The sequence below is a fragment of the Romboutsia sp. 13368 genome (assembly GCF_018336475.1).
Taxonomy (GTDB): Bacteria; Bacillota; Clostridia; order Peptostreptococcales; family Peptostreptococcaceae; genus Romboutsia.
Genome location: NZ_CP048741.1, coordinates 25846 through 31961, shown reverse-complemented (window position 1 = coordinate 31961; position 6116 = coordinate 25846). Strand labels below are relative to the sequence as shown.

Below are 6116 nucleotides of genomic sequence, written 5' to 3'. Positions count from 1 at the left end.
TTCACCCTTAATTATAGATTATAGTTTCTAGATTTCTATTATACCATAAAAACTGGTATATTAGAATAATCCAATATACCAGTTCATTATACTTGTTCCATATAAAATACTTATCAATGCCCCTACAGATATAAATGGTCCGTAAGGTATCATTGAGTTATATTCTTTTTTCTTAATCTTACTATATATAATACTTCCTACTCCATAAATAGCTCCAACATAAACGCTTAGAAGTATTGTAAGTAATCCTAATTTTATTCCTAAAAATAGTCCTACCATACCAAATAGCTTTATATCTCCGCCACCCATTACTTCTTTTCTTATTATAAGCTCTATTAGATAGATTAAAACTAACATTCCTCCACCGCATATTAGACCTCCTAATAGGCTATCTTTTATACCTACACCTAATCCTAGTATATTAAATATTACTGCTCCTATTGAGCCAAATATTACTAGAGAATCAGGTATTATATAATGGTCTAAATCTATGAATGTTATTATTACTAATAGAGATACTAATAATAGRTAATATAAAGTTATTATGTTAGGTCCATAAACACTATACACTAATATAAACAGTATTCCTGTTAATAACTCTACTAAAGCATATCTTGGACTTATCTTTTGTCCACAGTATCTACACTTACCTCTTAATAAAGTCCAACTTAATATTGGCACTAAATCTAGTGGCTTTAATCTAGTATTACAGTTATAACAATGTGATGGTGGATTAACTACTGATTTATTATTTGGTATTCTATAAATACATACATTGAAAAAGCTTCCTAATGCTGCTCCAATTATAAATGACACTATTGCAAAATATACATACATAATTAATATCTATCTCCTACTAATCTACTTGTAAACTCATAGTCAGTACATCTACTTAATACACTATCTCTAGATATAAGACCTCTTCTATATAAGTTAACTAACTCTTGGTCCATAGACTGCATTCCTTGTTTACTTCCTGTTTGTATAATATTTTGTATTTGATAAGTTTTATTCTCTCTTATAAGGTTTCTTATAGCTGGATTTGCTATCATAACCTCTAATGCTGCAACTCTTTTTCTTTCATCTATAGTTTTTATAAGTTGCTGAGATATAACACCTTCACATACAGTTGATAACTGGGTTCTGACTTGTTGTTGTTGCTCTGACGGGAACATGTCAACTATTCTATCTATAGTTTTTGCCGCTCCTACTGTATGTAGAGTTGAGAAAACTAAGTGACCAGTCTCAGCAGCAGTTAATGCTATAGATATTGTTTCAGGGTCACGCATCTCCCCTACAAGTATTACGTCAGGGTCTTGACGAAGTATAGCTCTTAATGCTGAGTTAAAACTTTCTGTATCTTGTCCTATCTCTCTTTGATTTACTAAGCTCTTTTTATGTTTGTGTACATATTCTATTGGGTCTTCTAATGTTATTATATGTCTTTGTTGATTTTCATTTATTATATCTAATAAACTTGCTAAGGTTGTACTTTTTCCACTACCTGTTGGTCCTGTTACAAGTACTAAACCTTTGTGTTTTTCTGTAAAAGTTTTTAGAACTTCTGGAAGTCCTAAGGTCTCAAATTTTGGTATTTCTGATGTTATTGTTCTTATGGCTATTGCAAAATTTCCTTTTTGTTTGTATGCATTTACCCTGAATCTTTCTCCAGTTTCTATTGAAACAGAGAAATCACATTCTCCATGTTCTTCTATTCTTTTAAAGTTTTTTTCTCCTGACAATTCTCTTACCATTTCTTGTGTATGTTCTTTTGTAAGTACTGTTTTTGATAAACTTACGAAAGAACCTTTTACTCTAGCTATAGGTTCACTATCTACTGTTATATGTATATCTGATGCACCTAATTCAATTGATTTTTTTAATAAGTCAAATATATTCACATTTATTCCCCTTACCATATAATTATTTTTATAAATATTGATTATAATTTTATATTATAGAATTTACTTTGTTTATTTTATAACCATACTTTTTTATAATTATTCCTAATATAAAAATCCAGTATAATAATTTAAAAATACACCTTACATATGTAAGGTGTATTTTTTAATTAAAATAATGCACTAATAGATTCATTAGAGAATATTTTCTTTATAGCATCTCCAAATAAAGGAGCTACACTTTTAACTTTTATTTTATCTATCTTCTTCTCATCAGGAAGTTGTATAGTATCTAAAACTATTAACTCACTTATAGCAGAAGCATCTATTCTTTCTATCGCCGGACCTGATAATACTGCATGTGTACAACAAGCATAAACTTCCTTAGCACCAAATTCTTTAAGCGCATTAGCAGCATTACATATTGTTCCTGCTGTATCTATCATATCATCTAATAATATAACGTTCTTTCCATTAACGTCACCAATTATATTCATTATCTCACTTACATTAGCTTTTGGTCTTCTTTTATCTATTATAGCTAGTGGAACGTCTCCATCTAAGCCATTAGCAAATTTTCTAGATCTTGTAACACTTCCTAAGTCAGGAGATACAACTATTAAATCTTCTATTTTCTTTTCATTGAAATAATCAGCTAATAATTTACCACCTTGTAAGTGATCTAATGGTATATCAAAGTATCCTTGTATTTGTGCAGCATGTAAATCCATAGTTAATACTCTATCTGCTCCTGCTGCTGTTATTAAGTTTGCAACTAATTTAGCTGTGATTGGATCTCTTGCCTTAGCTTTTCTATCTTGTCTTGCATATCCGTAGTAAGGAATAACTGCTGTTATTCTTCCTGCTGATGCTCTCTTTAATGCATCTATCATTATTAATAGTTCCATTAAGTTATCATTTACAGGGCTGTTAGTTGATTGAACTACGAAAACATCACATCCTCTAACTGTTTCAGCCATGTTTACACTTATTTCTCCGTCACTAAATGTTCCTACTTCACATTTTGCTAAAGGTACACCTATGTAATCAGCTATTTTTTGAGCTAATTCTTTAGATGAATTACCTGCAAGTATTTTGATTTCACTTCCGCTAGTGTTCATTTGTATCCTCCCAAAACTTTTTAAAACAATTTTATTTATTAAAATTTAGGCTATATGCCTTAAATAATAAGCTATGTTAGTTGCTATTTATTGTTATCTTTTGCTTCTTTTTTAGCTACCCAGCCTTCTTTTATTACTTGTCTTTCTCTTGCTACTGCTAATGCTCCTTGTGGAACATCTTCTGTTATAGTTGAACCTGTAGCAACATATCCTTTTTCTTCTACAGTAACTGGTGCAACTAGGTTAGAATTTGAACCTATAAAAGCTCCATCTTTAACTGTTGATTTAAATTTATTTTTACCGTCGTAGTTTACAAATACTACTCCGCATCCTATGTTTACATCTTTACCAACGTGTGCATCTCCTATATATGATAGGTGTGATGCTTTAGAGTTATCTTCTATAGTAGCATTTTTAACTTCTACGAAGTCTCCTATTTTTACGTTGTTTCCTATGTTGCTGTTTGGTCTTAGGTATGCATATGGTCCTACTGAAGTATTTTCTCCAACAGTACTATCTACTATTGTTGAACTTTGTACTTCTGTATAATTACCTATTTGAGAATTTGTTATACTACAATTCATACCTATTATACAGCTGCTCCCTATTTTAGTATTTCCTTGAAGCATTGCTCCTGGATATACTATTGTATCATTTCCTATTTCAACATCTGCTTCTATATATGTTGAATTAACATCTATTATTGTAACTCCATTTACCATATGAGATTCGTTTATTCTTCTTCTCATTATTTCTTCTGCTTTTGATAATTCAACTCTTGAGTTAACTCCCATTAATTCTTCTATTGTTGAACCATTGAAAGCTCCTACTTTTTGACCTTTATCTCTCATTATTTTGATTGTGTCTGTTAAGTAGTATTCACCTTGAGCATTATTGTTATCTAGTAAATCAAGACTTTCTCTTAATGATTTACCATTGAAGCAGTATATTCCTGAGTTTATTTCTTTTGCTTTCTTTTCTTCTTCATTAGCATCTTTTTGCTCTACTATTTTTAGTAAATCTTTATTTTCATCTCTTATTATTCTTCCATATCCAGTTGGATTATCTACTTCAGTTGTAAGAACTGTCGCATGGTATCCTTTTTCTATATGATAATCGAATAATTTCTTTAATGTATCTTCTTTTACTAAAGGTGTATCTCCGCAAAGTACAACTATAGTATCATTGTCATTTATGTATTCTTTAGCCATCATTACTGCATGGCCTGTTCCTAATTGCTCTGTTTGCATTGCTATCATAGTGTCTTTAGGTAATCTTTCTTTTACTACTTCACTTTCATGACCTAAGATTGCAACTATGTCATTTACCCCTGATTTTTTTGAAACAGTTATTACATGGTTTACCATTTCTCTTCCGCATACTTTATGTACAACCTTTGGATATTTAGACTTCATTCTTGTCCCTTTACCAGCGGCAAGTATTATCGCTTTAAAATTCATGTCCCCACTCCATTCATTAATTATTTTCCTATATATGTATAATATATAATATGTAAAGTTACATATTAGTATTCAATATTGTTATTTTCCTTTAATTAATATATCACTTTTTTACAGAAAAGTATATATTTAAACAAATATTGCTAACTTTAACCACAAAAAAAGAGCCGAAAATTCGACTCTTATCAATTTATGTATAATTTTAATTTTTTAACTTTTTTAAAATTATTAACTTTTTTAAAATTATTCAGCTGCAACTTCTAATTGAGCAACTGCTTCATGGTAAGCATTTAATACAGCATCTTCTAATACTTGTCTCATTTCAGCATTTATAGGATGAGCTATATCTCTGAAGTTTCCTTCTCCTACTTTTCTGCTTGGCATTGCTATGAATAATCCATTGTGTCCTTCTATAACTTTTATGTCATGTACAACAAATAAGTTATCAAAAGTTAATGAAACTATACATTTCATTTTCCCTTCATCTGTTATTTTTCTTACTCTTACGTCAGTTATCTTCATCTCTAAATATCCCCCTTTAATTTTGACAAAATATATTTATTGTTTTATTTGAAATTAATCTAGGTATATTAATTCTATATTAATTCTATATTAATTTCAAATATCCTTTTTATTTTTTAAAAAATTTTTATTTTTTATTCCTCATCCTCGTACTCTAAGATATTTTCTACATCATCTGAGTCTTCTTGACTATCAGTTTTGTATTCATCTTTGAATGTTTTTAAATTTGGTTGTACTGATATTTTATCCCCGTCTACATCTAATTCAATTAGCGATATATAATCTTTAACCATTTTTTCTTCTGGCTTAGTTGTAGATATAAACACTCCCGTTCCTACAACTTCTGCACCAAATTCATGCATAAGATCTATCATACCTTTTATTGTTCCTCCACCTCTCATGAAGTCATCTATTATTATAACTTTACTATCAGGTTTTAGAGCTTTTCTAGGTAAACTAATGCTTTCTACTTTAGAATTATTTCCACTTACATAAGTCATACTTAATGTTGGACCTTCTGAAACCTTTATGTCTTTTCTTATTATAACAAGTGGTAAGTTCATAGCCTTTGCTGTCATAAGTGCCATTGGAATTCCCTTAGTTTCCATAGTAACAACATAATCCGCTTCTGAATAATCTATATTTGAGGCCATTATCTTTCCTACTTTTGAAACTATTGTAGGGTCATATATTAAATCAATTAGATATAAAAATCCTCCTGAAAGAATTCTTGATGGATCACTTATTTTTTCACATAAATCTAGTAAGAATTCTTCATTTTCAGCTTTAGAAGTTTTAGGTATGTATTTTACTCCTCCTGCCGCTCCAGAGATTGTTATTACCTTACCTAATTCCAGTTTTTCAAAAACATTTTTAACTACTAATAAATCTTCACTTATTGTTGACTTAGCTGCATTAAATTGGTTTGTAAAGTGACTTAATGTAAATATTTTATTTGGATTATCAGATAGAATTTTAACTATCGCTCCTATCCTCTCCGTTCTTTTAAATTTCATCAGTTTTACCTCCTAAACTAAATAATGCACAACTATTTTTATTATGTTATAATAATTGTTATGTTTATTTAGTTTTTTAAATATATGTTATATATA

The 6116-nt window shown here is 29.5% G+C and carries 6 protein-coding genes; all 6 read right to left on the bottom strand.

Features of this window, described 5'->3' with window-relative positions; all coding sequences use genetic code 11:
- Positions 1 to 60: 60 nt before the first annotated feature.
- The 6 genes from G3997_RS00160 to purR all read right to left on the bottom strand — a co-directional run bounded on the left by G3997_RS00160 (position 61) and on the right by purR (position 6020).
- Positions 61 to 837 (bottom strand): prepilin peptidase, encoded by a 777-nt coding sequence (locus G3997_RS00160; RefSeq protein WP_296646168.1) that lies wholly within the window; start codon positions 835 to 837, stop codon positions 61 to 63.
- A gap of 2 nt (positions 838 to 839) precedes the next feature.
- A complete protein-coding gene (locus G3997_RS00155; RefSeq protein WP_296646165.1) occupies positions 840 to 1901 on the bottom strand; it encodes a type IV pilus twitching motility protein PilT in 1062 nt (353 codons plus the stop codon).
- A 170-nt stretch (positions 1902 to 2071) separates the two neighbouring features.
- Entirely contained in the window at positions 2072 to 3022 is a 951-nt protein-coding gene (locus G3997_RS00150; RefSeq protein WP_296646161.1) for a ribose-phosphate diphosphokinase, read from the bottom strand.
- A gap of 83 nt (positions 3023 to 3105) precedes the next feature.
- Entirely contained in the window at positions 3106 to 4482 is a 1377-nt protein-coding gene (gene glmU, locus G3997_RS00145; protein WP_296646157.1) for a bifunctional UDP-N-acetylglucosamine diphosphorylase/glucosamine-1-phosphate N-acetyltransferase GlmU, read from the bottom strand.
- A gap of 243 nt (positions 4483 to 4725) precedes the next feature.
- Positions 4726 to 5004, bottom strand: a complete 279-nt coding sequence (spoVG, locus tag G3997_RS00140; RefSeq protein ID WP_296646153.1) for a septation regulator SpoVG — start codon at positions 5002 to 5004, stop codon at positions 4726 to 4728.
- Between the two features lie 134 nt (positions 5005 to 5138).
- Positions 5139 to 6020 carry a pur operon repressor gene (gene purR, locus G3997_RS00135; protein ID WP_296646149.1) on the bottom strand — a complete coding sequence of 294 codons (882 nt, stop codon included), beginning with the start codon at positions 6018 to 6020 and terminating at the stop codon, positions 5139 to 5141.
- Positions 6021 to 6116: the final 96 nt, after the last annotated feature.